The organism is Kitasatospora misakiensis, assembly GCF_042656005.1.
Classification (GTDB): domain Bacteria; phylum Actinomycetota; class Actinomycetes; order Streptomycetales; family Streptomycetaceae; genus Kitasatospora; species Kitasatospora misakiensis.
This window is the reverse complement of record NZ_JBHSOF010000006.1, coordinates 1-22,703: the sequence shown is the minus strand read 5'-3', so window position 1 is coordinate 22,703 and position 22,703 is coordinate 1. Positions and strand designations below refer to the sequence as shown.

The following is a 22,703-nucleotide window of genomic DNA, read 5'->3' as shown; positions in this document are numbered from 1 at the left end:
CGCCGGGGTGCCGATCATGGTGGGAGTCTGGCAGGCGGGCTCGCCCCGGCACAATGGATCACCCCAAGGAGGCGCGCAGGAAGGCGAGTTCGGCCTGGGCCAGCTGCTCCTGCACGCCGCCCGGGGTCATGTGGGTGATGCCGGGCAGGGCCAGCAGGCTGTGCGGCCGTCCGGCCCGGGTGAGCGCCTGGGAGAGCAGCAGGGTGTTCGAGGGGTGCACGTTGTCGTCCGCCAGGCCGTGGATCAGCAGCAGCGGCCGGGCGAGTGACGCCGCGTCGTCCAGCAGGCAGTCGGCCGCGTAGCCCTCCGGGTTCTGCTGGGGCAGGTCCAGGTAGCGCTCGGTGTACGCGGTGTCGTACAGCCGGAAGTCGGTCGGCGGGGCGCCGGCGCAGGCCGCGTGGAAGACGTCCGGGCGGCGCAGCACGGCCAGCGCCGCGAAGTAGCCGCCGTACGACCAGCCGCGCACGCCGACCCGGCCGAGGTCGAGGTCGGGGTGCGCGGCGCCGAGCGCCCGCAGCGCGGCCACCTGGTCGTCCAGCGCGACCTGGGAGAAGCGGCGGAAGACGGTCCGGGTGAAGGCGGGGGAGACGAACGGGGTGCCGCCGTTGTCGACGGTGACCACCGCGAAGCCCTGGTCGGCCCACCACTGCTTGAGCTGCCAGCGGCGCGGCTCGTTGGCCACCGCCTGGAAGCCGGGGCCGCCGTAGACGTCGAGCAGCACGGGCAGCCTGCGGCCGGGGAGGTGGCCGCGGGGGTAGACCACGGCGCTCGGCAGGCCGCGCTCGGTGACCCGGGCCAGCAGCGGCTCGACCCGGTACGGCAGGGCGGCGGCGAGGTCGGTGAGGGTGACGGTGCCGTGCGGGGTGCGGGCCTCGCGGCGCACGCCGTCCGGGCCGGCCGAGGTGAGCAGCAGGGTGTCGCCGGCGGCCAGCGCGCTGTGCAGGCCCGGCCCTTCGGAGAGCCGCTCGGGCGCCCCGCCGTCCGGGTCGATCAGGTGGACGTGCTGGTCGAACGGGTCGCCCTCGCCGGTCTCGCAGAGCAGCCGGCCGCGCAGCCGGCCGACGACCCGGCGGATCTGCAGGCCGGTGGTGTCCAGCGGCTTGCCGTCCAGGGCCAGGCCGCGGGCCTCGGGGGTGTCGAGGACGGTGAGCAGCCGGCCGTCGGCCAGCCGGGCGGGGGTGCCGGGCAGGTCGTCCACCCAGAACTCGTCGGTGGTGCGGGAGAGTTCGGTGGTGGCGCCGGTGGCCGGGTCGGCGCTCAGCAGCAGGACGTTCTGCTGCAGCCGGTCGGCGACGGTGAGCAGCAGCTCGTCCGGGCCGGCCCACTCGGCGGCGCACAGGTACGGGAAGGCGCCGGTGTCCCAGCGGAGTTCGACGCGGGTGCCGTCCAGGCCGAGCACCAGGAGCCGGACGTCGGCGTTGGGGCCGCCGGCCTGCGGGTAGGCGAATTGCTCGGGGGCCTGCTCGGGGTGCGCGGGGTCGGCGAAGTGGCGCGGCGGGAGGGCGGATTCGTCCACCCGGGCGGCGAGTACGGCGCCGCCGTCCGGCCGCCACCAGTGGCCGCGGTGGCGGCCCAGCTCCTCGGCGGCGGCGAACTCGGCGACGCCCCAGCGGGCGCCGTCGTCCGGGCTGAGCCGGCGGCCGGGACCAGGGCGGGCGCCGTCGCCGTCGCCTTCTCCGTCCGCGTCGGTGACGTACAGCGCGTCGTCCGCGACATAGGCGACGCGCCGGCCGGTGGCGTCCGGGCGGGGGTCGAACGCGGGCCCGGCGGTGGGGAGTTCGACGGTCCGGCCGGTCGCGGTCGCGGTCCGGAAGAGCCGGCCGTCGAGGGCGAAGACGGCCACGGCGAGGTCCGGGGTGGCGCCGAAGGTGCCGATGCCGGCGGCGGTGAGCCGGGACCGCTCGCGCAGTCGGCGCTCGACGGCGGGCAGGTCGGCGGTCGAGCCGGTGCGGCCGGGGGCCAGCGCGGTCGGGTCGGCGACCTCGCGCTCCGCGCCGGTGGTGAGGTCGAGGAGGTGGAGCCGGTCGAACCGGTCCTCGGGACCGCTGGAGCGGAGCAGCGGGAGTTGGGTACCGTCCTGGTTGAGCGTGATCGTTCGCGGGGTACCGAAACCGAAGCGGCCGGTCCGGGCGCTGAGGGAGAGTAGGAGTCGGAGATGGTCACCACCCGATGCTCGCCGCGGAACGGACTCGCCACCAGTAGCGCGACATGTGAAATGTCACACAGCACGTGATCCAGATAACAGGGCCAGAATCCCCAGACCCCCCAGGAGGAATGCAGTGACCGATCGCCCGTGGACCGTCTTACCCCCCGAGCCGCTGGCCGGGACCGAAGGGCTGTTCTCGCTCGACCCGGCGGTGGTCCACCTCAACCACGGTTCCTTCGGCGCCGTCCCCGTCCCCGTCCAGCAGCTCCAGCGGCGCCTGTACGAGGAGCAGGAGGCCGACCCGGACGGCTTCTTCGCCGACCTGCCCGGACGGGTCGCCGCCGCCCGGGCGCGGCTCGCCACCGCGCTCGGCACCGAACCCGAGCTGCTCGCCCTGGTCCCCAACGTGACCGACGCGATCGCCGTCGCCCTGGCCAACGTCCCGCTCGCCGCCGGCGACCACGTCCTGGTCACCGACCACGGCTACGGCACGGTCAACGAGGCCGTCCGGCGCCGCGCCGAGGAGGTCGGCGCCGAGCTGCGCACCGTCCGGCTGCCGCTGGACCTCCCGGACGGGGACGCCGTCCGGGAGGCCGTGCTGGCCGAGGTCACCGACCGCACGGTGCTCGCCGTCCTGGACGGCATCACCTCGTCGACCGCCCGCCGGATCGCCACCCCCGAGCTGCTCCGGGCGCTGCGCGCGGGCGGCGTGACCACCGTGGTGGACGCCGCGCACGAGCCCGGCATGCTGGCCGGGCCGGTCCCGGTCGAGGCCGACTTCTGGTTCGGCAACCTGCACAAGTGGGCGTTCGCCCCGCGAGCCACCGGCGTGCTGGTGGTCCGCCCGGAGTGGGTCGGCAAGATCCGTCCGCTGCTCCTCTCCTGGGAGGACCACCAGGGCTACCCGGCCTCCGTCGAATGGCGCGGCACGCTGGACTACACGCCCTGGCTGGCCGCCCCGGCCGGCCTCGACGTGCTGGACGGGCTCGGCCCGGGGCTGGTCCGCGAGCACAACGAGCGGCTGGCCGCGTACGGCGCCGCGCTGGTCGCCGAGCGCACCGGGCTGGCCGCGCTGCCGACCTCGGCCGGGCTGTCGATGCGCGTGCTGCGGCTGCCGCCCGCGGTCGCCGAGACGCAGCCGCAGGCGCAGGAGCTGATGGCCGCGATGTGGCGGCGGCACGCCGTGCGGACGGTGGCGCGGCCGTGGCCGGGCGGCGGGGTGCTGCGGGTGTGCGCGCAGCTGTACAACCGGGCGCCCGAGTACGGGGTGCTGGCGGACGGGCTGGCGGAGCTGCTCGGCTAGGCCCTGCCCTGCCCTGCCCGGCGCGGTCCGGTCACGGCGGGCCCGGCGCGGCCCGGTCACCCCGGCTCGCGCCCGGCCCCCGGGGCCTGGTCCGCGGCGGCGCGGAGCTCGGCGAGCAGCACGTGCTGCTCCGAGATCAGCCCGGTGAGGATCCGCCGCGCCGCCCGGAGCAGGTCGGCGACGTCCCCGCCGGCCAGCGCGTACACCACCGTGCTGCCCTCCCGGGTGGCGGTGACGATGCCGGACCGGCGCAGTACCGCGAGCTGCTGCGAGAGGCTGGACGGTTCGACCTCCAGCTCCGCCAGCAGCGCGCGGACGGGCGTCGGTCCGGCCTGCAGCAGCTCCAGCACCCGGATCCGGACGGGGTGGCCGAGCATCCGGAAGAACTCGGCCTTGGCCTGGTACAGCGCGACCGCCACGGCGGCCCTCCCTGGTGGGTCCAGGCCGCTTCGGCCTGCTCGGGTGGTCCGGCGGCGTCAGAGCTCCAGCACGAGTTCGATCCGCTTCAGCTGGTGCCGGGCCATCGCGAGGTTGGCACGGCCCCGGTTGAGCGCCAGGAACAGGAACAGCCCCCGGCCGCTCTGCGTGGTCAGCGGCCGGAGCAGGTGGTACTGGCTGGTCAGGCTGACCAGGATGTCCTCGATCTCGTTGTCGAGCAGGTTGAGCATCTCCATCGCCCGCATCTTGGCCCGCACCACGTCGGTGTTCCCGGCGGCGGCGACGTGCAGGTCCAGCTCGCCGCCGTCGCCGAGGCTGCCGAGCGCCATACCGCTGCTGTAGTCGACCAGGGCCACGCCGATCGCGCCCTCGATCGCCATGGCCTCCTTGAGCGAGGTCTCCAGATTCGCCATCGCGCGCTACCTCCCGTGAGCCCGGTGGGTGCCACCGGGATGTGGCACCGAATGTAGGGAGGCACCCCGGCGCGCCACCGCGAATGACCGGAGACGTTCGAAGCTGGTCACCGGACGACCGGTTGAAGACATTTGCAACTATGGATGTGAGAGAGATCCGATCCGTTGCCCGGGAAAAACGGTGCTATCGATGTCGGTCATGCCGGGTAACCTCTCGCTGAGATGCGAGATCACACCAACGACCCCCGGACGGCGATGAACACCCCTGAGCCCGAGCCCTCCGACGACCGGGAGCTCAGCCCCGCCGAGGCCTTCGCGGCCTCCCGCCGGCGGGCCAAGGAGCAGGCCACCGCCCTGTACGGCTTCCAGCAGCTGTACGACTTCCCGCTGGACGACTTCCAGCTGGAGGCCTGCCGCGCCCTGGAGGCCGGCGAGGGCGTCCTGGTCGCCGCTCCCACCGGATCCGGCAAGACCATCGTCGGCGAGTTCGCCGTCCACCTCGCCCTCCAGGGCGGGCGCAAGTGCTTCTACACGACGCCGATCAAGGCGCTGTCGAACCAGAAGTACGGCGACCTCGTCAAGCGCTACGGCGCCGCCAAGGTCGGGCTGCTCACCGGCGACAACTCCGTCAACGGCGACGCCCCGGTCGTGGTGATGACCACCGAGGTGCTCCGCAACATGCTCTACGCGGGCTCCAGCACCCTCGACGGCCTCGGCTACGTGGTGATGGACGAGGTCCACTACCTCGCCGACCGCTTCCGCGGCGCCGTCTGGGAGGAGGTCATCATCCACCTCCCCGAGTCCGTCACCCTGGTCTCGCTCTCCGCGACGGTGTCCAACGCCGAGGAGTTCGGCGACTGGCTGGACACCGTCCGCGGCGGCACCAGGGTGATCGTCTCCGAGCACCGGCCCGTCCCGCTCTGGCAGCACGTGATGGCCGGCAACCGGATGTACGACCTGTTCGCCAGCCCGGACCGGGACGGCCGCCCCAGGAACAACCTGCGCAACCCCGGCAAGGCCGTCAACCCCGAGCTGGTCCGCCTCGCCCGCAGCGAGCTGGACCGCAACCCGCGCGACAAGTTCGGGCGCGGGCGCGGCCGCTCCATGCCCAACGGGCGCCCCGGCAAGGTCTGGACCCCGGGCCGGGTCGACGTCATCGACCGGCTCGACGCCGAGGGCCTGCTGCCCGCGATCACCTTCATCTTCAGCCGGGCCGGCTGCGAGGCCGCCGTCCAGCAGTGCCTCTCCTCCGGCCTGCGGCTCAACAAGGACGCCGACCGCGCCCTGGTCCGCGCCCTCGTCGAGGAGCGCTGCGCCGACATCCCCGACGAGGACCTCCACGTCCTCGGCTACTTCGAGTGGCTGGACGGACTGGAGCGCGGCATCGCCGCCCACCACGCCGGCATGCTGCCCCGGTTCAAGGAAGTGGTCGAGGAGCTGTTCGTGAAGGGTCTGGTCAAGGCCGTCTTCGCGACCGAGACCCTGGCCCTCGGCATCAACATGCCGGCCCGTTCCGTGGTCATGGAGAAGCTCGTCAAGTGGAACGGCGAGACCCACGCCGACATCACCCCCGGCGAGTACACCCAGCTCACCGGCCGGGCCGGCCGGCGCGGCATCGACATCGAGGGCCACGCCGTCGTGCTCTGGCAGCGCGGCCTCGACCCGGAGGCGCTGGCCGGCCTCGCCGGCACCCGCACCTACCCGCTCAAGTCCTCGTTCCGGCCGTCCTACAACATGGCCGTCAACCTGGTCTCCCAGTTCGGCCGACACCGTTCGCGCGAACTGCTGGAGACGTCCTTCGCGCAGTTCCAGGCCGACCGCTCGGTGGTCGGCATCGCCCGCCAGGTCCAGCGCAACGAGGAGGGCCTGGACGGCTACCGCGCGTCCATGACCTGCCACCTCGGCGACTTCGAGGAGTACATGGCGCTGCGCCGCCAGCTCAAGGACCGGGAGAACGACCTCGCCCGCGAGGGCAGCAGCCAGCGCCGGGCCGCCGCCATCGAGTCCATCGAGCACCTCAAGCCCGGCGACGTCATCCACGTCCCCACCGGCAAGTTCGCCGGCCTCGCCCTCGTCCTCGACCCGGGCCTGCCGCCGGTCAACCGCTCACCGCGCGGCGGCCTGCGCCACCCCGACTACCAGGACGGGCCGCGCCCGGTGGTGCTCACCGCCGAGCGGCAGGTCAAGCGGCTGGCGATGATCGACTTCCCGCACCCGGTCGCCGCGATCGACCGGCTGCGCATCCCCAAGTCCTTCAACCCCCGCAGCCCGCAGTCCCGGCGCGACCTCGCCTCGGCGCTGCGCACCAAGGCCGGCCACCTGGAGCCCGAGCGGTTCCGGCGCGGCCGGGCGGCCGCCGCCGACGACCCGGAGATCACCCGGCTGCGCACCGTACTGCGCCAGCACCCGTGCCACGGCTGCGACGAGCGCGAGGACCACGCCCGCTGGTCCGAGCGCTACCACCGGCTGCACCGCGACACCGAGCTGCTGGAACGCCGGATGCGCTCCCGCACGCACACCATCGCGCGCACCTTCGACCGGGTCTGCGGGCTGCTCACCGACCTCGGCTACCTCAGCGGCGACACCGTCACCGCGGACGGCAAGCGGCTCGGCCGGCTCTACGGCGAACTCGACCTGCTCGCCTCGGAGTGCATCCGCGAGGGCGTGTGGAGCGAACTCGCCCCCGCCGAACTCGCCGCCTGCGCCTCGGCGCTCGTCTACGAGGCGCGCCAGTCCGACGACGCCACCGCCCCCCGGGTGCCGGAGGGCGCGGCGAAGACGGCGCTCGGCGAGATGGTCCGCATCTGGGGCCACCTGGACGCGCTGGAGGAGCAGCACCGGATCAACACCGCAGAGGGCGTCGGCCAGCGCGAACCCGACCTCGGCTTCGCCTGGGTCGCCTACCGCTGGGCGCTCGGCCACTCGCTGGACTCCGTCCTGCGCGACGCCGACATGCCGGCCGGTGACTTCGTCCGCTGGACGAAGCAGCTGATCGACGTCCTGGGCCAGATCCAGGACGCCGCCGGCGAGGACGCGGACCTCCGCAAGAACGCTCGGAAGGCCGTCGACGGCCTCCGCCGCGGCATCATCGCCTACTCCTCCGTCAGCTGACCGCTTTCGCGGCCGGGTCATGCCGGGCTTCGAACCCTTTCGAAGCCCGGCATCGCGCTGCCCAGGTGCGGGTCAGGCGGGGGTGAGGAGTCGCAGCCGGCTGGCGGTGCGGGCGATGTCGAGCGGGAGGGCGTCGCCGTGCAGGGCCTCGGCGAGCGGGGCGTCGGCGACGAGGTGGAGCCGGGCGTCGCGGTCGTGGAGGACGTCGACGAGGTTGGCGAAGCGCTGGGCGGCGTCGCGGTCGGTCGAGGAGAGGCGGGGCAGGCCGGCGAGGACCCAGGTGTCGTAGCGGTCGGCCAGCGTCAGGAAGTCGATGGTGGAGGTGCGTTCCGCGCACAGCTCGTGGAAGTCGAACCAGACCAGGGAGCCGCGTACGGCGCGGGCGGTGAGGGTGCGCCCGCCGACGTCGAGCTGCCGGCGCTCGTCGGCCGTGGGCGGTTCGAGGCCGGCGGCGCGGAGCTGCCGGGGGTCGGCCGGGCCGAGATAGCGTCCGGTCTCGAAGCGTGAACGGGCGCCCTGGGCGGGGCGTTCGCCGCGGTAGTCGCGGGGGCCGGCGACCTCGACGACGTCCAGCGAGGCTTCGAGCAGCTTGATGGTCGGCTCGAACATGTGGTGGTGCACCGGGTTCGGCAGCAGGCCGGCGGGCGGGTAGTTCGACGTGGCCACCAGGGTGATCCTCCGCTCGAAGAGCGAGGTGAGGACCCGGCCCATCATCATGGCGTCGCCCGGGTCGTGCACGTGGAACTCGTCGAAGAAGAGCAGCCGGCAGTCGCCGAGCAGTTCCGCGACGGCCAGGTCGCAGGCGTTGCGCTCCCGGCGGTGGCGCGCGTACACCGTGTGGAACTCCCGGAAGAACGCGTGGAAGTGCACGCGGTGCTTGCGGGGGAGGGGGAGTGCTTCGTAGAAGGTCTCGGTGAGCCAGCTCTTGCCGCGGCCGACCGGGCCCCAGACGTAGAGCCCGCGCGGGGGCGGGCCGGCGAAGAGGCGTCGGCGCCCGGCGAGTTCGGTGCCGAGGCGGGAGAGCCGGGTGGCGGCGGCGCGTTGGGCGTCGTCGAGGGTGAATCCGGCCTGCCGGGCCGCTCGTTCGAAGGTCTCCAGCATCTGCCCGCCCCCTGGTCCAGGTCCACGGCCGACCGGCCCGTCCCCCCGGCGGCGCGCCATGATCATTTCAGATCGGCTCGCGCACAGGAAGTCGGACCGGCCGACTTCCTGTGCGCGACGGTGGTCTCAGGCCGGTGTCAGCGGTCTCAGGCCGGTGTCAGCGGTCTCAGGCCGGTGGCGGGCCGGCCGCGTCGAGGCGGCGGACCAGTTCGCGCAGGGCGCGGAGTTCACGGTCGAGGGCCTCGGCGCCCCCCGAGGTGAGGGTGACCCAGGTGCGCGGGCGGCGTCCGGCGTAGCCCTTGGTGACCGCGACCAGGCCGGAGTCCTCCAGGACCTTCAGATGGCGCGAGAGGTTGCCGTCGGTGAGGCCGAGCTCCTGCTTGAGGAAGGCGAACTCGACGCTCTCGGCCTCGCGGGCGACCGCCAGGATCCCGAGCCGGACCCGCTGGTGGACGGTGTCGTCCAGGGCCAGGGTCGGATGCCGCTCCTCGGTGTCGTCCGCAACGCTCATGAGGTGACCGTAAGGGATGCGCCGGGCGTCCGGCGTGCCGCGGTCCACTGGGCGAGGCCGGCGGCCAGCAGCACGCCGGCCAGCAGCAGGGCCTTCAGCCCGGGGCCGTCGGCCCAGTCGCTGCCGGAGCGGTGGAGCCACGGCAGCCAGCCGCTGTCCCAGGACGCCGAGAGGTAGCCGGTGAGCAGCCCGGTGTGGACGGCGCCCGCCCCCGCGACCAGCGGGCTGCGCTCGGTCAGCCCGAGCACGAGCAGCCCGATGCCGACCACGTACCAGGGCGAGGCGTAGGTGTTGCCGAGGACGGACAGCGCGAACGGCATCCGGTCGGCGAACAGCAGCGCCATCAGGACGGCGGCGACCAGGACCCCGGCGCCGGCCGTGGCGCCGAGCCAGGCGCTGCGGTGCGGGACGATGCCGCGGGCCTCGCCGCGCCGCCGGTACCAGCGGGCCAGGGCGAACCAGGCGAGCGGCAGCAGCGCGAACCACACGCCCCAGCCGAGGAAGCGGAGCACGGCCCCGTCGAACTCGCCTGGCTCGCAGTCGGCACCGGGCGCGTGCGGTACGCACAGGCCGGTGAGCTGCGCATAGGCGAAGGCGGGGTAGGAGTCGATGCTCCGACCGTTGGCCCCGAAGTTGTAGGCCTGCCCGGCGATCGGCGCGGCGGCCAGGGCCAGCAGCCCGAAGCCGAGCAGCGGGACGCCCTCGCCGCGCAGGCGGGTGCGGGCCCGGGCGCGCAGCCCCTCCGCCGCGGCGAGCAGTTCGGCCGGGCTGTCCCGGTGCAGTGTGTCCATGTCCACCCCTGGTGACGTCGTGTCAGTGACTGAACTTTGCAATGCAAAGTAGCTTGCAGTCAAGAGCTCACGGGATGGCAAAGCAAAGCGCAGGGGCCCGTCGCGCGGTGCGACGGGCCCCTGCGGGGTGCGGAGGTAGGGGGGATCAGCGGGACAGGGCCTCCAGGACGCGCTCCAGCGAGGTACCGAGACCCCAGCGGGCGGCGAGCGCCTCCAGGGTCATCGGGTCGAGCGGCTCGCTCGGCAGGGCCGGGTCGAACGCGGGCAGCGGCGCGTCGGTGGCCACGCCGACCACGGTCGGCGCCACGTCCAGGTAGGCCGAGGCCTCCAGCAGGTTGCGGCGCCGGGCCGGGGTGAGCCCGGAGCCGATGTCCTGCGCGGCGGCGCGGATGCCGGAGAGGTCGCCGTACTCGTGGATCAGCTGGGCCGCCGTCTTCTCGCCGATGCCCTTGACGCCCGGCAGGCCGTCGCTCGGGTCGCCGCGCAGGGCGGCCAGGTCGGCGTACTGGGCGCCGCGCACGCCGTACTTCTCCTGGAGCACCGCGTCATCGGTGACCTGGAGGTTGCCCATGCCCTTGACGGGGTAGAGCACGGTGATCGCGCGGGCGTCGTCGACCAGCTGGAAGAGGTCGCGGTCGCCGGTGACGATCTGCACCGGCCCGGTGGCTTGCGTGGTCAGCGTGCCGATGACGTCGTCCGCCTCGTAGCCGGCGGAGCCGATCCGGGCGATGCCGAGCGCGTCCAGCACCTGCTCGATCACCGGGACCTGCGGGGCGAGGGTGTCCGGCACCTCCTCCTCGCCGTCCTGGGCGGCCTCGGCGACCCGGTGGGTCTTGTACGAGGGGATGAGGTCCACCCGCCACTGCGGGCGCCAGTCGGCGTCCATGCAGGCGACCAGCTGGTCGGGCCGGTGGTCGTGGACCAGCCGGGCGATGAAGTCCAGCAGGCCTCGGACGGCGTTGACCGGCTCACCCTGCGGCGAGCGCAGGGTGTCCGGTACGCCGAAGTAGGCCCGGAAGTAGAGGCTGGCGGAGTCGAGCAGCATCAGGCGGGGTGCGGTCACGCCTCCGATCATGCCGTACCGCACCGACGGGAACGGCTTAGTGCTCGTGCGGGCCGGCGCGGTGGACGGGGCCGTGGGCGTCGGCGCAGTGATCGGGGGTGAGGTCGCCCGGGTCGGTGATCTGCAGCAGGGCGCCCGCCTCGTCCTCGCCGACGTGGTCGACCTGGAGGGTGCTGTGGGTGATCCCGTACTCGCCGGACAGCCGGCGCTGGAGTTCGCGCCGTACGGCGTGGCAGTCGCCGCCCGGGGTGACCAGGATGTGCGCGGAGAGCGCGGGCTGGCCGGAGGTGATCTCCCAGATGTGCAGGTCGTGGATCTCCTCGACCAGCGGCTGGGCGACCAGCCGGTCGGCCACCGCGTCCGGGTCGATCCCGGCGGGCGCGGCCTCCAGGAAGATCCGCCCGGAGTCGCGGACCAGGCCGATGCCCGCCTTCAGCATCAGCGCGACCACGATGAGGGAGGCGATCGAGTCGGCCCGGGCGAAGCCGGTGGTCACCACGATCAGGCCGGCCACGGCGGTGGCCATGAACGCGTACAGGTCGGTGAGGACGTGCTGGAACGCGCCCTCGACGTTCAGCGAGCTGCGGTTGGCCTTGGACATGCACCAGGTGGCGGCCAGGTTCACCACGATCCCGACCAGCGCGGTGATCAGGACCAGCGAACCGGTCACCTCCGGCGGATCGAGCAGCCGGCTGATCGCCTCGTAGCCGAGCCAGGCCGACAGGATCAGCAGGGTGACGCCGTTGGCCTGCGCGGAGAGGATCTCGGCGCGCTTGAGCCCGTAGGTGTAACCGCCGCGCGCCGGGCGGGCGGCTAGCCGCATGGCGATCAGCGCGAGGGCGATCGAAGCGGCGTCGGTGAGCATGTGCGCGGCGTCCGAGATCAGCGCCAGCGACTCGGCAGCGAGGCCGACCACCACCTCGCCGGCCATGAACACCACGATCAGCGCGAGGGCGCTCAGCAGCCACCGGCGGTCGGCGTCGGCGGCGACGCCGTGCGAGTGGCCGCCGTGGCCACCGTGGCCGCCGCCGTGCGCGTGGCCACCGTGGGAGTGGGCGCTGTGGACCGGCTCGTGGTCATGCTCATGATCATGGTCGGAGTGTTCGTGGCCGGCCATCGACGTCCTCTCCCGGGGCTCAGGAACGCATGGAGGTAAGGGGCGGAGTGCGTGTCGACCCCGCACTCGAAGTGAACCGCACATCGAACGAAGATCCAAAGGCTGCATTGGAGACCGTTGTCATTGCCGTGCCGTAACCCCCGTCCGGTATCGTCGCGCCGCCACTGAACAGGGGAGACGCGCATGCTGCCGGATTCGCACATCGGAGGGGCCGGGGAGTCCGGACGGGTGGTCGGCCTCGGCACGATCGCCCGGGAGTGGGGCCGGATCGGGATCACCGGCTTCGGCGGGCCGCCCGCGCACATCCTGCTGCTGCGCCGGCTCTGCGTGGAGCGGCGGCGGTGGCTGACCCCGGAGGAGTTCGAGGACGGCATCGCGGCGACCAACCTCCTGCCAGGACCGGCCTCCACCCAGCTTGCCGTCTTCACCGCCTGGCGGCTGCGCGGGCTGCCGGGCGCGCTGGTCGGCGGGGCCTGCTTCATCGGGCCCGGGCTGGTGCTGATCCTGGCGCTCTCGGTGCTGTTCCTGGCCGGCGATCCGCCGCTGTGGGTGCTCGGGGCCGCCGCCGGCGCCGGGGCGGCCGTACCGGCGGTCGCCGTGCAGGCGGCGACCTCGCTGGTCCCGGCCAGCTTCGGCCGGATGGGCCGGGCCCGGTCCGCCCGCGCCCGCTGGACCGGGTACGCGCTGGCCGGAGCGGCGGCGGCGGTCCTGACCGGGCCCTGGCTGGTGCTGGTGCTGATCGCCGCCGGGCTGACCGAGATCGCCGTCCGGGGACGAGGACGCGGACGCGGCCCCTCGAACGGACCCGCCCCGGACGGCCGCACCGGAGGCATGGGCGGGCGGGCCGCCGGGCTGCCGCTCGCCACCGGGCCGCTCGCGCTCGGCGCGCTCGGTGGGCTCGGCGCGGTGGCCTGGGTGGCGTTCAAGGTGGGTGCGCTTTCGTACGGGGGAGGGTTCGTGATCATCCCGCTGATGCGGGACGACGCCGTCCACCGCTACCACTGGATGACCGACGGACAGTTCCTCAACGCCGTCGCCCTCGGCCAGGTCACCCCCGGGCCGGTGGTGCACACGGTCGCCGTGGTCGGCTACGCCGCCGCCGGGATCGCCGGCGGGCTGCTCGCGGCGGCGGTCGCCTTCGCGCCGTCCTTCCTCTTCGTGATCCTCGGCGGCCGGCACTTCGACCGGCTCCGGGCCGACCGGCGGGTGCAGGACTTCCTCACCGGCGCCGGGCCGGCCGTGGTCGGCGCCATCGCGGGCTCGGCGCTGCCGCTCGCCGCCGCGCTCGGGTACGGCTGGCAGTGGGGCGTCCTCGCGGCGGCGTTGCTCTGGCTGGTGCTCGCCCGGCGCGGCGTGGTGCTCACCCTGCTGGCCGCCGGGGCGGCCGGGGTCCTGGCCGTGGCCGCCGGACTGCCGCCGGCCTGAGGCTCCGGCCCGTTCGGACGCTGAGGCCCGCCCGCACGCTCCGGCCCGTCCGGACGGCTCCGGTCCGCCCAGGCACGCCGACCCGCCCGGCCACTGGGCCTCCGGCGTGAACTTGGCGCGGGGGGCTCACTCGACCGGGTGAGCCCGGTTTGCGCGCCCCCGTGCGCCTGCGCCACGATCGACGCCCGTGAAGATCAACGCGGCGCGAGCCGTCCACTGGCTCTCCGAACTGGAGCCCGTCGCGGACGAATTGATGAATCGTCATATCAACGCCGCGCGCGAGTGGTTCCCGCACCAGTACGTGCCGTGGAGCCTCGGCCGGGACTTCGACGGACCGCTCGGCGGCGAGCCCTGGCGGCCGGAGCAGTCCGCGCTCGCCCCCGCCGTCCGCTCCGCCCTGGTGGTCAACCTGCTCACCGAGGACAACCTCCCCGGCTACCACTGGACCATCGGCGCGCAGACCTCCCGCGACGGCGCCTGGGGTGCCTGGCTGCACCACTGGACGGCGGAGGAGGACCGGCACGCCGCCGCCATCCGCGCCTACCTGCACGCCACCCGCGCCGTGGACCCGGTCGCCCTGGAGCGCGCCCGGGCGGCCCAGCTCGCCACCGGCACCCTGCCCGTGCCGGACGGCGTGCTCGGCCTGGTGGCCTACGCCGCCGTCCAGGAGCTGGCCACCCGGGTCAGCCACCGCAACACCGGCCGGCTCAGCGGCGACCCGGTCTGCGACCGGCTGCTCGCCCGGGTCGCCCAGGACGAGAACCTGCACATGGTCTTCTATCGCGAACTGCTGCGCGCCGCACTGGAGTTGGACCCCGACGAGGTGCTCCTCCGGCTCGACGCCACGGTCCGCGCGTTCGCCATGCCCGGCCAGGGCATGCCCGGCTTCGCCGCCCTGGCCGGCGAGATCGCCGTCGCCGGCGTCTACGACCTGCGGGTCCACCACGACGAGGTGCTCGCCCCGCTGCTCCGCTCCCTGCGGGTCTTCGAACTGACCGGACTCGGCCCGGACGGCGAGCGGGCCCGCGACGGGCTCGCCGAGCACCTCGCCCGGCTCGACGCCCGCGCCGCCCGGTTCGTCGAACGCCGCGCGCGGGCGCTCGACGCCCGCGCGGCCCGCAACTGACCCGCGTTCCCCGCCCCCCGGACAGGAGAGGCATGACCACCACCCTCGACGACACCGCCACCACCGACGGCACCGCGACCGTCGGCACCAGCGCCGCCGACATCGAGTTCCACTACGACTTCGGCAACGACTTCTACGCCCTCTGGCTCGACGAGACGCTCAGCTACTCCGCCGCCGTCTGGGACGGCATCGACCCCGCCGAGCCCGACACCACGTCCCTGCCCCGCGCCCAGCGCGCCAAGCTCGACCTCCACCTCGACCTGGCCGGCGCCGCCCCCGGGGCCGGGCTGCGCCTGCTCGACGTCGGCTGCGGCTGGGGCGGCCTGCTCGCCCGCGCCGTCGGCACCGGCCGGGCCGCCGAGGCCACCGGGCTCACCCTCTCCCGGGCCCAGCAGGCCCACGTCCGGTCGCTCGGACTGCCCGGCGTCGACGTCCGACTGGAGAGCTGGGACGGCCACCGGCCCGAGCGGCCGTACGACGGCATCGTCTCGGTCGGCGCCTTCGAGCACTTCGCCACCGCCGACCTGGACGCCGCCGCCCGACTCGCCGCCTACCGCGCCTACTTCGAGCGCTGCCACGGCTGGCTGCGTCCCGGTGCCCGGATGTCGCTGCAGACCATCGCGTACGACGGCGTACTCGGCGGCGACGGCCCGGTCGGCGCGTTCGTCGCCGCCGAGATCTTCCCCGGCGCGGTGCTGCCCCGGCTGGGCGAGATCGTCCTCGCGAGCGACCCGTACTTCGCCGTCGTCCTCGTCCGAGCCTCGGCCGAGGACTACGCCCGCACCCTGGGGGCCTGGTCCGCCCGGCTGCTGCGGGCCCGCGCGGAGGCCGAGCGACTCGTCGGCCCGGACGGCTACCGCCGCTACCGCCGGTACCTGCGGGCCTGCGAAGTCACCTTCCTGCGCGGCGCGGCCACCCTCTACCGGATCGGGTTCCGGCGGCGCGACGAGCCGCTCCGGCCGGCGGCCTGAGGGCCGGCCGCATGCAACCCTCCTCCGCCCCCGCCGCCGTCCCCGACACCGCCGTCCCCGACACCCCCGCCGTCCCCGACGCCCCCGGGCCGGTGGGGAGGCGGCGGGCGTGGGGCGCGGTGGGCGTCGTCTGCTCCGCGCTCTTCCTGCTCGGTCTCGACTTCACCGTGCTCAACGTGGCGATCCCCGGCCTGCGCGCCGAACTCGGCCCCACCCTCGCCGGGACGCAGTGGATCGTCGACGGCTACGCGCTCGCCCTCGGCGGCTGCGTCCTCGCCGCCGGCGCCCTCGGCGACCGGTACGGGCGGCGCCGCGCGTTCGCCGCCGGACTCGCGCTCTGCGCGCTCGCCTCGGTGGCCGGCGCGCTCGGCGGCACCCCCGGCCAACTCGTCGCCGCCCGTTGCGCGATGGGCCTCGGCGCGGCGCTCTTCATGCCCGCCACGCTCTCCACCGTCGTCCATGTGCTGGACGCGCCGGAGGACCGGCGGCGGGCGATCGGCATCTGGGCGGCGGTGGCCGGCGTCGGCGCACTGTTCGGCCCGGTGGTCGGCGGCTGGCTGGTCGAACGGCACGGCTGGCAGGCCGCGTTCTGGCTGAACCTCCCCGTGGTGGCCGTGATCCTGGCGGTCACCCCGGTCGTCCCCGAGTCCCGCGACCCCGAGGCCCGACCGCTGGACCGGCTCGGCGCACCGCTCTCCTGCGCCGCCCTGCTCACCCTGGTCTGGGGTGTCATCGAGGCGCCGGGACGGGGCTGGACCAGCGCCGCGGTGCTCGCGGCGTTCGCCGCCTCCGCCGGGCTGCTCGCCCTCTTCCTCTGGCGCCAACTCCGCTGCGCCGCACCGATGGTGCCCTTCCGGCTGCTGCGCGGCGGGCCGGTCTGGCCGGCCACGGCCAGCCTGGCGCTGATGTCCTTCGCGATGTTCGGCGCGTTGTTCCTGCTCACCCTCCACCTCCAGCAGGTGCGCGGCCTCTCGGCCTGGCAGGCCGGGCTGCGGATGGTGCCGCTCTCGCTGGGGCTGGCCGTCGGCGCCGTTCTGGGGCCGGTGGTCGCCCGACATGCCGGGGCCCGGGTGCCGGTGGCCGCCGGCCAGCTGCTGATCGCCGCCGGATTCGTCCAACTCGCCCTGCTCGAAGCGGAGACGGGGGACGCCCCGGTGCTCCTCTTCGAGGCGGTCGCCGGGCTCGGCGCGGGTCTGCTCGCGCCGGTCGCCACCGAACTCGTGATGAGCGCCGTGCCGTTGGCCATGGCCGGGGTCGGCTCGGCCCTCAACGACGCCACCCGGCAGGTCGGTTCGACGCTCGGCGTGGCGGTGCTCGGCTCCGTGCTCGCCACGGTCGCGGCCGACGCCGCACCGGGCGACCGGGCCGCGTTCACCGAGGGCCTGAGCGCCGCCGCCCAAGTCGGCGCGGCGGTCGCCGTGCTGGCCGTCCTGCTCGCCTGGTTCCGGCTGCCCGGCCGCGAACCTTCGGCAGCGGCCACCTGTCCGGCGGCCCCGGCGGCACCCGAACCGGGCTGACCACCGAACCCGTCACCCCTCCCACCATCTCCCGAGAGGAACCCCATGTCCGACACCTTCACCGTCCTGCGCGACTGCCTGGTCACCGAGTTCGACGTTCCGGCCGACCGGGTCGCGCCCGGGGCCACGCTCGCCTCGCTGGAGCTGGACAGCCTCGCCCTGGTCGAACTCTCCCTGCTGGTCGAGGAGCGGATCGGCGCGACCGTCAGCGACATCCGCCCCGAGTCCACCCTCGGAGACCTGGCCGCCCGCGCGGACGCCGCCCGGGCCGCGGATCCCGCGACCGCCGCGAGCACCACCCTCGCGTCGAGCGCCGTCAGTTGAGCACCCCCGGCACTCGCAGCACCCGCTTGACACGGGCGGTCGCCGTGACCGGGCTCGGCCTGGTCACACCCGCCGGGTTCGGCGCCGGGGCGAGCTGGGCCCGCCTGCTCGACGGCACGTCCACCGCCCGTACCGACCCCCGGCTCGCGGGCCTGGCCGTCGACTTCTCCTGCCAGGCCGACGGATTCGAACCGGCTGAGCTGCTCGGCGGCCGGCTGGTCCGCAGGCTCGACCGCTTCGCCCAACTCGCCGTCCTGGCCGCCCGCGAGGCCGTCGCCGACGCCGGGCTCGACCCGTCGGCCTGGGACGCCGCCCGGGTCGGCGTCGTCCTCGGCGTCAGCGCCAACAGCACCCTCACCTACGAAACCGAGTACGCCCGGCTCGCCGACGGCCGGGCCGACCTCGTCTCCCCGCTGATGCTGCCCCGCTCGATCCCGAACATGGCCGCCGGCGAGGTCGGCCTCGACCTCGGTGCCCGCGGGCCCAACCTCGTCACCAGCACCGCCTGCGCCTCCGGTACCACCGCCCTCGCCGTCGCCTGCGACCTGCTCCGGGCCGGTACCTGCGACCTCGTCCTCGCCGGCGGCACCGACTGCCCCCGGGCACCGATGGTGGCCACCGCCTTCGACCGGCTCGGCGCGCTCTCCCGGCGACGCCACGACCCGGCCGGCGCGTCCCGCCCCTTCGAGGCGGACCGGGACGGCTTCGTGCTCGGCGAGGGCGCGGGCGTCCTGGTGCTGGAGCGGGTCGCGCACGCCCGGGCGCGCGGCGCGAGGCCGCGCGCCTACCTGGCCGGCCACGGCTCCACCGCCGACGCCCACCACTTCACCGCCCCGCACCCCGGGGGTGAGGGCCTGGCCCGGGCGATCCGGGCGGCCCTCGCCGACGCCGGACTCGCCCCGCACGACATCGGGCACGTCAACGCGCACGGCACCGGCACCCGACTGAACGACACGGCCGAGGCGGCGGCCCTGCACCGGGTCTTCCACCGGCCGCCGCCGGTCACCTCGCTCAAGGGCGCGATCGGCCACACCATGGGCGGTGCCGGAGCGATCGAGGCGGCGGTCACCGTGCTCACCCTCCAGCACGGACTGGTCCCGCCCACCGCCAACCTCGAACGGCCCGACGAGGCCCTCGGCCTCGACGTGGTCGCCAAGGTGCCGAGACGGCTCGCCCTGGACGCCGCCGTCTCGGTCTCCAGCGGGTTCGGCGGGCAGAACGCGGCCGTCGTCCTCACCACCGCCTGAGCCGCCACCACCACTCAACCCCGCCCCCGCCGCCGTCCCGCCCCCGGAGCCCGCCATGCCCACCCCCGCCACCCGCCGGCCGCTCGCCCGGGCCCGGCTCACCGCCGCCCTCCTCTACAACCGGCTGCTGATGCGCCGCCCGCCCGCCGACTGGACCGTCCCGCCCGCCGACGGCCGCTACGGCCCGGCCGAACCCGCCGACCCCCAGCCGCTCACCCTGCTGATGCTCGGCGACTCGCTCGCCCGGAGCTTCGGCGCCACCCGGCCCGAGGAGACCCTCGGCGCCCGCCTCGCGCAGGCCCTCGGCGAGCACCTCGACCGCCCCGTCGAGCTGCGGGTCCTCGCCCGGGTCGGCGCCACCACCGCGGCCCTGCGGCACCAGGTCACCCGGGCGGACCGGATGCGGCCCGGCCTCGCGGTGCTGATCGTCGGCGGCAACGACGCACTCCTCCCGCTCCCGGTCGGCCGCGCCGCCCGCCGCTTCGCCGTGGTGCTCCAGCGGCTCCGCGACACCGGCTGGCACCCGGTCGTGGTGCCCTGCCCGGACCCCGGCCACGCCCCCGGCTTCCGCGCCCCGGCCCGCCTCCTCGGCGCACCCCGCTCCCGCCGCCTCGCCCACCGCCAGACCCGGGCCGCCGAACGCACCGGCACCCCGGTGGCCGTCTCCTCGGGCCCCGAGTTCCGCGACCGGGCCGACCACCTCCTCGGCCCCGACGGCGTCCACCCGTCCCCCCGGGGCTACGCCGAACACGCCACCCGGATGCTCCCCGCCCTCCTCACCGCCGCCGACGCCCTCCCCGCCCCGGTCCCCGCCACCCACCGCTAGTGCCCTTCGGATCCTGCCGGGCGCCCGGCAGGATCCGAAGGAGGACCACCGGGCCCTACCCGACCTCGACCGGCTCCAGCTGCACCGACCGCGCCGCCGTGGCGGCCCGCACCAGTGCCTGCATCACCCGCAGATCGTCGCCCTGCTCCGGATGCCACTGCACCCCGAGCGTGAACCCCGGCCCCTCCACCGCCTCCACCGTCCCGTCCGGCGCGTGCGCGCTCACCCGCAGCCCGGTCCCCAGCCGGTCCACCGCCTGGTGGTGGAAGGTCGGCACGGTCAGCTCCGGCTCCGGCAGCAGCCCGCCCAGCAGCGTCCCGGGCACCGGCCGCACCACGTGCGTCCCGTACTTGCCGGGCGTCCCGCCGTGCACGTCCACCTCCACGACGTCCGGCAGGTGCTGGACCAGGGTGCCCCCGCACACCACGTTGAGCACCTGCATGCCCCGGCAGATCCCCAGCAGCGGCATCCCGGCCGCCAGCGCCGCCCGCAGCAGCGCGGACTCCCAGACGTCGCGCTCGACCGTGTCGACGTCGCTCATCGGGTGCGGCGGCTGCCCGTAGTAGGCGGGGTCGATGTCCGGCCCGCCCGCGATGACCAGCGCGTCCAACCGGGCCAGCACCTCCGGTGCCCGCTCGGGGGCGTCGGGCGGCAGCAGCACCGCGACCCCGCCCGAGTCCCGGACGTACGCGGTGTACCGCTCGGGCACCAGGGCCACCCGGCGGGCCCGCCAGTCGCTCCAACTCGCGTCCACCAGATAGGTGCTGACGCCGACAAAAGGCCTGCGATCCATGGCGCGCATTCTCCTCCCGTCCCGCCCGATCACCCGTCAACCTCGGCTGTCGGCGCGCCACACCCGTCCGCCCTCTTCCATGCCGTCCGCGCCAGGCCGTACGGTTCGCTGTGACCGCTTGATCTCGCTGAGTGATCGAGGAGGAGGGCGTCCGCCATGTCCGACCGCACCACCGCACCCGGGGCCGCCGCACCCGGGGCCGCCGCACCCGGCACCCCGCACCGGCGGGCCCCGCTGACCCTGAACGAGCTGCGCACCCTGGTCGACGCGGGCGAGGTGCACACCGTCGCGATGGCCTTCACCGACATGCAGGGCCGGCTCCAGGGCAAGCGCTTCGCGGCCCGCTTCTTCCTGGACGAGGTGGCCGAGCACGGCGCGGACGCCTGCGACTACCTGCTGGCCGTCGACGTCGAGCTCAACACCGTCGACGGCTACGCGCTCTCCTCCTGGGAGACCGGCTACGGCGACTTCGCGATGCGCCCCGACCTGTCGACCCTGCGCCTCACCCCCTGGCAACCGGGCACCGCCCAGGTCACCGCCGACCTGGCCGGCCACGGCGGCCACCCGGTGGCGCCGGCCCCCCGCCAGCTGCTGCGCCGCCAGATCGCCCGGCTCGCGGAGCACGGCCTGGAGGCGGACATCGGGACCGAGCTGGAGTTCCTGGTGTTCCGTGACACCTACGAGCAGGCCTGGCAGGGCGGCTACCGCGGGCTGACCCCGGCCAACCTCTACAACGTCGACTACTCGCTGCTGGGCACCTCCCGGGTGGAGCCGCTGCTCTCCCGGATCCGCACCGAGATGGCCGGCGCCGGCCTGGTGGTGGAGTCCGCCAAGGGCGAGTGCAACCTCGGCCAGCACGAGATCGCCTTCCGCTACACCGACGCGCTGACCACCTGCGACCAGCACAGCGTCTACAAGACCGGCGCCAAGGAGATCGCCGCCCAACTCGGCTGCGCGCTCACCTTCATGGCCAAGTACGACCAGCGCGAGGGCAACAGCTGCCACATCCACCTGTCGCTGCGGGACGCCGTGGGCGCGCCCGCGTTCGCCGCCGACGACGGCCGGATGACCGACACCATGCGGCACTTCCTGGCGGGGCAGCTGGTCGCGCTGCGCGAGTTCACCCTGCTGTACGCGCCGAACATCAACTCCTACAAGCGGTACCGCCCCGGCTCCTTCGCGCCGACCGCGGTCGCCTGGGGCCGGGACAACCGGACGTGCGCCTACCGGGTGGTCGGGCACGGCGCCGGGCTGCGGATGGAGAACCGGGTGCCCGGCGGGGACGTCAACCCGTACCTGGCGGTGGCCGGCATGATCGCCGCCGGCCTGCACGGCGTCCAGCAGAAGCTGGACCTGCCCGCGCCCTGCCTGGGCAACGCCTACGCCGTCGAGGAGTACGCCCGGGTGCCCGGCTCGCTGCGCGAGGCGGCCGACCTGTGGGCCGGCAGCGAACTGGCCCGCGCCGCCTTCGGGGACGACGTGGTCGAGCACTACCTGCACATGGCCCGGGTCGAACAGGACGCCTACGACAGCGCGATCACCGACTGGGAGCGCTACCGATCCTTCGAGCGGATGTGAGCAGCATCGACACGAGTAGGAGCACCAGGTGACCCAGAAGGCCCACCCCCACCGTCGCCACGAGTCCCGGGACGCGGACGCGCCGGTCTGCAGGCGGCTGGTCGGCCGGACGGCCGTGATCACCGGCGCGGGCAGCGGGATCGGCCTCGCCTCGGCCCGCCGGCTCGCCGCCGAGGGGGCCGCGGTGGTCTGCGCCGACATCGACGAGACCGCCGGCAAGGCGGCCGCCGAGGAGGTCGGCGGCCTCTTCGTGCACACCGACGTGACCGACCCGGCGATGGTCGAGGCGCTCTTCGACGAGGCCTACGAGACCTTCGGCAGCGTGGACGTCGCCTTCAACAACGCGGGCATCTCCCCGCCGGAGGACGACTCCATCCTCACCACCGAGCTGGCCGCCTGGCGCAAGGTCCAGGAGGTCAACCTGACCTCGGTCTACCTCTGCTGCAAGGCCGTGCTGCCGTACATGCGCCGGCACGGGCGCGGCTCGATCATCAACACCGCGAGCTTCGTGGCCAGGATGGGCGCGGCCACCTCGCAGATCTCCTACACCGCCTCCAAGGGCGGGGTGCTGGCGATGTCGCGCGAGCTGGGCGTGCAGTTCGCCCGGGAGGGGATCCGGGTCAACGCGCTCTCCCCGGGGCCGGTGGACACCCCGCTGCTGCGCGAGCTGTTCGCCAAGGACCCGGAGCGGGCGGCCCGCCGGCTGGTGCACATCCCGCTGGGCCGCTTCGCCCGGCCGGAGGAGATCGCCGCCGCGGTCGCCTTCCTCGCCAGCGACGACTCCTCCTTCATCACCGCCGGAGAGTTCCTGGTGGACGGCGGTATCGCCGGTGCCTATGTGACCCCGCTCTAGACCCGTACTTCGCGGGTCGCTGATTCGTATGGTGTGACCGGTCCGGGAG

20 protein-coding genes are annotated in these 22,703 nt (G+C 74.6%); 11 read left to right on the top strand and 9 right to left on the bottom strand.

Translation table 11 applies throughout. The features are described 5' to 3' along the window. Positions 1–58 precede the first annotated feature (58 nt). On the bottom strand, positions 59–1,843 hold the full coding sequence (locus ACFP3U_RS07050; RefSeq protein ID WP_380224370.1) for a S9 family peptidase: 1,785 nt from the start codon (positions 1,841–1,843) through the stop codon (positions 59–61). A 436-nt stretch (positions 1,844–2,279) separates the two neighbouring features. Here ACFP3U_RS07050 and ACFP3U_RS07045 point away from each other — a divergent pair, with 436 nt between their 5' ends. Beyond that, on the top strand, positions 2,280–3,449 hold the full coding sequence (locus ACFP3U_RS07045; RefSeq protein ID WP_380224369.1) for an aminotransferase class V-fold PLP-dependent enzyme: 1,170 nt from the start codon (positions 2,280–2,282) through the stop codon (positions 3,447–3,449). A gap of 56 nt (positions 3,450–3,505) precedes the next feature. Here ACFP3U_RS07045 and ACFP3U_RS07040 read toward each other — a convergent pair whose 3' ends face one another. Together ACFP3U_RS07040 and ACFP3U_RS07035 are read right to left on the bottom strand one after the other, a co-directional pair. Next, a complete protein-coding gene (locus ACFP3U_RS07040; protein ID WP_380224368.1) occupies positions 3,506–3,868 on the bottom strand; it encodes an ArsR/SmtB family transcription factor in 363 nt (120 codons plus the stop codon). 57 nt (positions 3,869–3,925) lie between these two features. Beyond that, positions 3,926–4,300, bottom strand: a complete 375-nt coding sequence (locus ACFP3U_RS07035; protein ID WP_380224367.1) for a hypothetical protein — start codon at positions 4,298–4,300, stop codon at positions 3,926–3,928. 255 nt (positions 4,301–4,555) lie between these two features. Between ACFP3U_RS07035 and ACFP3U_RS07030 the strand changes: the two genes are divergently transcribed. Further along, complete coding sequence (locus tag ACFP3U_RS07030) at positions 4,556–7,411, top strand: DEAD/DEAH box helicase (RefSeq protein WP_380224538.1); 2,856 nt, start codon at positions 4,556–4,558, stop codon at positions 7,409–7,411. A 72-nt stretch (positions 7,412–7,483) separates the two neighbouring features. Here ACFP3U_RS07030 and zapE read toward each other — a convergent pair whose 3' ends face one another. The 5 genes from zapE to ACFP3U_RS07005 all read right to left on the bottom strand — a co-directional run bounded on the left by zapE (position 7,484) and on the right by ACFP3U_RS07005 (position 11,994). Continuing rightward, positions 7,484–8,512 carry a cell division protein ZapE gene (zapE, locus tag ACFP3U_RS07025; protein WP_380224366.1) on the bottom strand — a complete coding sequence of 343 codons (1,029 nt, stop codon included), beginning with the start codon at positions 8,510–8,512 and terminating at the stop codon, positions 7,484–7,486. A gap of 166 nt (positions 8,513–8,678) precedes the next feature. Then, the gene (locus ACFP3U_RS07020; RefSeq protein ID WP_380224365.1) at positions 8,679–9,023 is read right to left on the bottom strand and encodes a winged helix-turn-helix domain-containing protein; all 345 of its coding nucleotides are present in this window, start codon (positions 9,021–9,023) and stop codon (positions 8,679–8,681) included. Continuing rightward, complete coding sequence (locus ACFP3U_RS07015; protein ID WP_380224364.1) at positions 9,020–9,814, bottom strand: hypothetical protein; 795 nt, start codon at positions 9,812–9,814, stop codon at positions 9,020–9,022. Before ACFP3U_RS07015 ends, ACFP3U_RS07020 begins: the two co-directional genes overlap by 4 nt. Before the next feature lie 145 nt (positions 9,815–9,959). After that, positions 9,960–10,859, bottom strand: coding sequence for a 5'-3' exonuclease (locus tag ACFP3U_RS07010; protein ID WP_380224537.1), 900 nt, complete (start codon positions 10,857–10,859; stop codon positions 9,960–9,962). A gap of 55 nt (positions 10,860–10,914) precedes the next feature. Further along, positions 10,915–11,994: a cation diffusion facilitator family transporter gene (locus ACFP3U_RS07005; RefSeq protein WP_380224362.1), complete on the bottom strand. Its 1,080-nt coding sequence runs from the start codon at positions 11,992–11,994 to the stop codon at positions 10,915–10,917. Positions 11,995–12,177: 183 nt separating this feature from the next. Between ACFP3U_RS07005 and chrA the strand changes: the two genes are divergently transcribed. The 7 genes from chrA to ACFP3U_RS06970 all read left to right on the top strand — a co-directional run bounded on the left by chrA (position 12,178) and on the right by ACFP3U_RS06970 (position 19,430). Beyond that, on the top strand, positions 12,178–13,419 hold the full coding sequence (chrA, locus tag ACFP3U_RS07000) for a chromate efflux transporter (RefSeq protein ID WP_380224360.1): 1,242 nt from the start codon (positions 12,178–12,180) through the stop codon (positions 13,417–13,419). A 187-nt stretch (positions 13,420–13,606) separates the two neighbouring features. Next, positions 13,607–14,545, top strand: a complete 939-nt coding sequence (locus ACFP3U_RS06995; RefSeq protein WP_380224358.1) for an acyl-ACP desaturase — start codon at positions 13,607–13,609, stop codon at positions 14,543–14,545. Between the two features lie 32 nt (positions 14,546–14,577). Beyond that, complete coding sequence (locus ACFP3U_RS06990; RefSeq protein WP_380224357.1) at positions 14,578–15,516, top strand: class I SAM-dependent methyltransferase; 939 nt, start codon at positions 14,578–14,580, stop codon at positions 15,514–15,516. Positions 15,517–15,527: 11 nt separating this feature from the next. Then, a complete protein-coding gene (locus ACFP3U_RS06985; protein WP_380224356.1) occupies positions 15,528–17,033 on the top strand; it encodes an MFS transporter in 1,506 nt (501 codons plus the stop codon). Positions 17,034–17,078: 45 nt separating this feature from the next. Continuing rightward, on the top strand, positions 17,079–17,357 hold the full coding sequence (locus ACFP3U_RS06980) for an acyl carrier protein (protein ID WP_380224355.1): 279 nt from the start codon (positions 17,079–17,081) through the stop codon (positions 17,355–17,357). Positions 17,358–17,383: 26 nt separating this feature from the next. Beyond that, entirely contained in the window at positions 17,384–18,604 is a 1,221-nt protein-coding gene (locus tag ACFP3U_RS06975; RefSeq protein ID WP_380224354.1) for a beta-ketoacyl-[acyl-carrier-protein] synthase family protein, read from the top strand. A gap of 55 nt (positions 18,605–18,659) precedes the next feature. After that, the gene (locus ACFP3U_RS06970) at positions 18,660–19,430 is read left to right on the top strand and encodes an SGNH/GDSL hydrolase family protein (protein WP_380224353.1); all 771 of its coding nucleotides are present in this window, start codon (positions 18,660–18,662) and stop codon (positions 19,428–19,430) included. A 55-nt stretch (positions 19,431–19,485) separates the two neighbouring features. Here ACFP3U_RS06970 and ACFP3U_RS06965 read toward each other — a convergent pair whose 3' ends face one another. Next, on the bottom strand, positions 19,486–20,223 hold the full coding sequence (locus ACFP3U_RS06965; protein ID WP_380224352.1) for a gamma-glutamyl-gamma-aminobutyrate hydrolase family protein: 738 nt from the start codon (positions 20,221–20,223) through the stop codon (positions 19,486–19,488). Positions 20,224–20,379: 156 nt separating this feature from the next. Between ACFP3U_RS06965 and ACFP3U_RS06960 the strand changes: the two genes are divergently transcribed. Then, positions 20,380–21,801, top strand: a complete 1,422-nt coding sequence (locus ACFP3U_RS06960) for a glutamine synthetase family protein (protein ID WP_380224351.1) — start codon at positions 20,380–20,382, stop codon at positions 21,799–21,801. A gap of 28 nt (positions 21,802–21,829) precedes the next feature. Beyond that, positions 21,830–22,654: a 3-oxoacyl-ACP reductase gene (locus ACFP3U_RS06955; RefSeq protein ID WP_380224349.1), complete on the top strand. Its 825-nt coding sequence runs from the start codon at positions 21,830–21,832 to the stop codon at positions 22,652–22,654. The last annotated feature ends 49 nt before the right edge of the window (positions 22,655–22,703 follow it).